A 5,180-nucleotide genomic window follows, 5' to 3' on the forward strand; every position below is an offset into this window, starting at 1 on the left:
CTCAAGGTGCTGCTGCCGCAGGCGCGTGAGCACTTCGCCAGCGCCGGCGCGCTGGTCGATCCGGACACCGACATGGTGCGCATCGGCCGCGACATGGTGACGGCGGCACTCGCCTCGGCGCCGAGATCGATCCACGCTCACGCCGGTTCGCGCGCCCGCGATCTGACGCTGGAGCTCGGCTCGATGACCTTCCTCGCCGGATGCGGGGCGCCGAACGTCACCGATCTCGAGCGCGGCCGGCGGCCGGGAACACTGGCGGATTTCGAGGATCTCATGCGGCTGGTGCAGCATTTCGACGTGCTGCATATGCTGGGGCCCTGCATCGAACCGCAGGATGTCGACAACCGCTTTCGCCACTATGCCGTCAACCGCGCGCAGCTGACGCTGTCGGACAAGCTCCCGTTCGTCTTCGCGCGCGGCACGCCGCAGGTCGAGGACGGGTTCGAGATGATTCGTCTGGCGCGCGGCCTGTCGCAGGACGAGTTTCTGGCAAATGCATATTGCTACACCGTCATCAACACCAACTCGCCGCGCCAGCTCGACATCCCGATGGCGCAAGGCATCATCGATTTCGCCCGCGCGGGCCAAATCTCCGTCATCACGCCGTTCTGCCTGGCTGGCGCGATGGCGCCGATCACGGTCGCCGGCGCGCTGACGCTGCAGCATGCCGAGGCGCTCGCCGGGCTGACGCTGGCGCAGATCGTGCGGCCCGGCGCACCGGTCGTCTATGGCTCGTTCTCCTCCAATGTCGACATGAAATCCGGCGCGCCGGCCTTCGGTACGCCCGAGCACGTCAAGGCGACGCTGGGCGCCGGTCAGCTGGCGCGCTTCACCGGACTGCCGTGGCGATCGGGCGGCGGCAGTGCCGCCAACATCTCAGACGCGCAGGCCGCGCACGAGACGCAGTTCGCGCTGTGGGGCTCGGTGCTGGCCGGGGCGACGATGTGCATCCATGCCGCCGGCTGGCTGGAGGGCGGCCTCAGTGTCTCCTTCGAGAAACTGATCACCGACATCGAGGCGCTGCAGACGGTGGCTGAACTTTGTGCCGCGACGCCCGGCGACACCGATACGATCGGCTTCGAGGCGATCGCCGAGGTGCAGCCGGGCGGCCACTTCTTCTCGGCCGGTCACACCATGGCGCGCTACCGCACCGCCTTCTACGAACCGCTGGTGGCCGACTGGTCGAATTTCGGCAACTGGACGCAAAGCGGCTCGAAGACAGCGAGCGAGCGCGCCACCGGTGTCTGGAGGCGGGTGCTTGCCGATTTCGCGCCGCCGGCAACGGCTGCCGCCACATCAGGCGTGCTGGATGAGTTTATCGCACGGCGCACGGCAGAGGGCGGAGCGGCGCCAGTGTCTTAAGGCCGGCTATCGCTGATCGCCCTGGTTGTGGCGCGATCCGGAACCTGCAGCGCCTCCCGCGCATTCAAGGTTGCGGCCGGTGCACTGCGGCACCGGTGTGCTGTTTGAGGGGAGACGACATCGGCGGCCCTGCTGCCACCATCAATCGCTGTCGCGCGCCACCAGTTCCAGCGGCCAGACTTCGCGGATGATCCGCGGCCCCTCCGGGCCGGCGAAGGCGGGAAGCGACGCCAGCAGCATTTCAGCAAGCCGTTGTCCCATTGGCTCCAGCGCCGGGCGGAAGGCGGTCAACGCCGGGGAAAAATAGCGGCAGAGCGGCGTGTCGACGATGACGGTTACCGCCATGTCCTGGCCCGGCCTGATGCCCATCTCGGCCAGCGACTTGCAGCCGCCCAGCGCCATTGCATCATTGTTGAAGATGATGGCGGTCGGCGGGGCCTTGGAGCGCATGACCTGGGGCGTCACCTTGTAGCCGCCGGCCTCGTTGATGAAGCCGGACGCGATCAGCTCCGGGTCGACCTCGATGCCGTGCCGCCGCAAGGCCTTGCGGTAGCCGGCGAGGAACAGATAGCCGAAATTGAGGTCGAGCGACGGGCGGATAGCGGCGATACGGCGGTGACCGCGCGCCACAAGGCGGTCGACGGCGTCGGCGCCGGCCTTCTCGAAATCGAGGTCGAGGGAAGGATAGGACTTGGCCCCGGAGCGACTGCGGCCGAGCGTGGCGAACGGAAAGCCGGCTTGCGTGAGATAGTCGATGCGCTCGTCCTCGCGCCGCGTCCAGGCCAGCAGCACGGCATCGGCGCGGCGCGTCTCGACGACACGGCGCAGGCGCTCCTGCTGGTAGTCGCCCGGCGCGCCCATGACCACGGTCAGGTCGAGCCCGCTTTCGGCAAGCCTGGCCTGCAGCCCGATCAGAAACGGAATGAAGAACGGCTCGCCATATTGCTGGTCGCCGGGATGCGGCTGCAGCATGAAGGCGATCGAACGGGTGGCGCCTTGCCTCAGGCTGCGGCCGGACTGGTTCGGCGAATAGTTCAGCGTCCTGGCCGCCTCGAGCACGCGCTGGCGCGTGTCGGCATTGACGTCGGCGCGGCCGTTCAGCGCCCGCGACACCGTGCCGATCGATATGTTCAAGTGACGGGCAAGGTCGTGAATGCTGGACGCCAAGAGACTGTTCTCCCCCTTGCTTGGCTAGCACCGGTAGCCGCTCAGGCCAAGGCGGTAAGACGAATTTCGCCAAGGGCCGATTGACATTCTACGCCTTCGGGTGTGTTCTCGTAAACGTTTACGGAAAAACGTTTACGGTCCTGCCGTGGATGCCGTGACGATCGGTCTGGAGGGACCGAGCGGAGGAGGAGCGCTGGATGATCGATGTCGTCCTGGTCGGCTGCGGAGCGATGAGCAAGGCCTGGCTCGATGCCATCAGGCAGATCCACGGGCTCACCCTTATCGGCCTAGTGGATCTCGATGCCGACAGGGCACGGGCGAGGGCGCGCGAATACGACCTCACCAATGCCGTCATCGGCAGCAATCTCGACGCCGTGCTCGACCAGACCAAACCGCAAGCAGTGTTCGACGTGGTGGTTCCAGCTGCACGGCGCGAAGTCGCTTTTTCCGCCTTTGCCCACAATTGCCATCTGCTGACGGAAAAGCCGCTCGCCGACAGTCGGGAAAATGCGCGCGCCATCGTCGAGGCCGCGCACCGCGCCGGGCGCATCCATGCGGTCGTGCAGAACCGCCGCTATGTCGCCAATGTCAGGCGCATCCGCAGGTTCCTGGACTCCGGCGCCATTGGCACGCCTACCAGCATCCACGCCGACTTTTTCGTCGCACCGCATTTCGGCGGCTTTCGCGAGGAGATGGCGCATGTGCTGTTGCTCGACATGGCGATCCACACATTCGACGCCGCCCGCTATATGGTCGCCGGCGAGCCGGCCGGCGTCTATTGCCAGGAATGGGAGCCGGCCAATTCCTGGTACCGGCAGGGATCGTCGGCCAGCGCCGTCTTCGATCTCGGCCGCGGCAAGGTCTTCACCTATGCCGGGAGCTGGTGCGCCGCCGGCTTCCGCACCAGTTGGGAAAGTACATGGCGCATCGTCGCCGAGCGCGGCAGCCTGCTCTGGGACGGCAATGACGAGCTGAGGGCAGAAGCAGTGATGCCGGGCCGCGACGGAATGTTCGACAAAACCCAGCCGATCGCGGTGCCGCCGCTCGATGCGTCCGATCGCGTCGGCGGCCATCTCGGCATTCTCCAGGATTTCGTGCACGCCATCCAGACCGGCACCGAGCCGGAAACGCGCGGCGCCGACAACATCAAGAGCCTGGCCATGGTTTTTGGCGCCATCGAAAGCGCCGAGACCGGCCGCCGCGTGACAATCGCAGAGGACGCACAATGACGCCGAACCCGCTTCTCGACATCCGGATCGGCACCATGGTGCGGGCCAATCTCGACGACCCGGCGGCTTACGTCAAACAGATCCTGCCGCTCGGCTTCGAGAGCATCCAACCCTTCTTCTGGCAGACGCTTGGCGGCAAGGACCTGGCGCTTCTCGCCGGCCAGATCCGCGAGGCGATCGGCGATGCCGACGTCACCGTGTCCTCGCTCGGCGTGTTCGGCAATCCGCTGGAAGACGGCGAGGTCGATCGCGGCGTGCTCAAGGCCTGGGAGACCGTGATCGACAACGCGCATCTGTTCGGCACCTCGATGGTCAGCGGCTTCACCGGCCGCCTGCGCGGCAAACCTCTGCCGGACAGCCTGCCGCGCTTCAAGAAGGTCTGGGGACCGCTGGCCAAACGCGCCGCCGACAAGGGCGTCCGCATCGCGTTCGAGAACTGCGCCATGGACGGCAACTGGGCCGCCGGCGACTGGAACATCGCCCACAATCCGGACGCCTGGGAGCTGATATTCAACGAAGTGCCCGATGACAATCTCGGGCTGGAATGGGAGCCCTGCCATCAACTCGTCTATCTGATCGACCCGATGCCGCAGATCCGCAAATGGGCGCCGCGCATCTTCCACGTCCACGGCAAGGACGCGACGGTGCGTTGGGACGTGATCCGCGAGCATGGCGTGTTCGGCCGACTGCCCTTCGTGCAGATGCGCACGCCGGGTTTTGGCGACAGCGACTGGACGCGGGTGATCAGCGAGTTGCGGCTGGCCGGCTACAAGGGCGCCATCGACATCGAGGGCTGGCACGACCCGGTCTATCGCGGCGATCTCGAGATCACCGGCCAGGTGCGGGCGCTGGAATATCTGAAGCAATGCAGAGGAGGGGCCACCTACCTGCCGAACCCGATGTGAGGATCGGCCGGCGGGAGGAGCCGGCCGGGATGTCTGCAACGCACATTGCCGAAGCGAATGTCGAACTCCTCGCTTGCGAGGACAAAAAGGGAGGATAAGTGCATGAGCATGACGATGAGAAGGACAGTTCTGCGCTCGACCGTCGTGGCCGCCGCCACGATGCTTGCCGCTGCGATCTCCACCTTGCCCGCGCGGGCGCTCGACGCCAAATGGTGCAAGGACGTCCACATCCGCTTCTTCGTCGGCGGCGCCGAGGGCGACGCTTTCGGCACCATCGTCTACAATGGCGCCAAGCAGGCAGAGGCCGATCTCGGGCCGAAGGTCGACTACATCTTCTCCCAGTGGGACATCGAAAAGATGGTGCAGCAACTGCGTGAGGCCGTCGCGGTCAAGCCCAACGGCATCGCCATGATGGGCCACCCGGGCGACGCGTCGATCATGCCGCTGGCCGAACAGGCGCACAAGGACGGCATCAAGATGATGTACCAGAACGTGCCGGTGCCGAAGGTGGTGGAAG

Annotated in this window: 5 protein-coding genes; 4 read left to right on the forward strand and 1 reads right to left on the reverse strand. The window is 66.1% G+C overall.

All coding sequences use genetic code 11. The annotated features are described in order from the left end of the window. A partial coding sequence (locus tag EN906_RS22255) for a trimethylamine methyltransferase family protein (protein WP_127375373.1) occupies nucleotides 1–1,362 on the forward strand: 1,362 nt, incomplete at its 5' end. 141 nt (nucleotides 1,363–1,503) lie between these two features. Here the strand turns inward: EN906_RS22255 and EN906_RS22260 are convergent. Next, complete coding sequence (locus tag EN906_RS22260) at nucleotides 1,504–2,529, reverse strand: LacI family DNA-binding transcriptional regulator (RefSeq protein WP_127270067.1); 1,026 nt, start codon at nucleotides 2,527–2,529, stop codon at nucleotides 1,504–1,506. Nucleotides 2,530–2,726: 197 nt separating this feature from the next. Between EN906_RS22260 and EN906_RS22265 the strand changes: the two genes are divergently transcribed. The 3 genes from EN906_RS22265 to EN906_RS22275 form a co-directional block, all read left to right on the forward strand. Next, entirely contained in the window at nucleotides 2,727–3,758 is a 1,032-nt protein-coding gene (locus EN906_RS22265; RefSeq protein ID WP_127272532.1) for a Gfo/Idh/MocA family oxidoreductase, read from the forward strand. Beyond that, entirely contained in the window at nucleotides 3,755–4,663 is a 909-nt protein-coding gene (locus EN906_RS22270) for a sugar phosphate isomerase/epimerase (RefSeq protein WP_127269006.1), read from the forward strand. The genes EN906_RS22265 and EN906_RS22270 overlap by 4 nt, the downstream gene beginning before the upstream one ends. Before the next feature lie 102 nt (nucleotides 4,664–4,765). Further along, the coding region (locus EN906_RS22275) for a substrate-binding domain-containing protein (RefSeq protein ID WP_348629285.1) at nucleotides 4,766–5,180 on the forward strand (415 nt) is incomplete at its 3' end.

This window comes from Mesorhizobium sp. M7A.F.Ca.CA.004.06.1.1, from assembly GCF_003999135.1.
GTDB lineage: Bacteria > Pseudomonadota > Alphaproteobacteria > Rhizobiales > Rhizobiaceae > Mesorhizobium.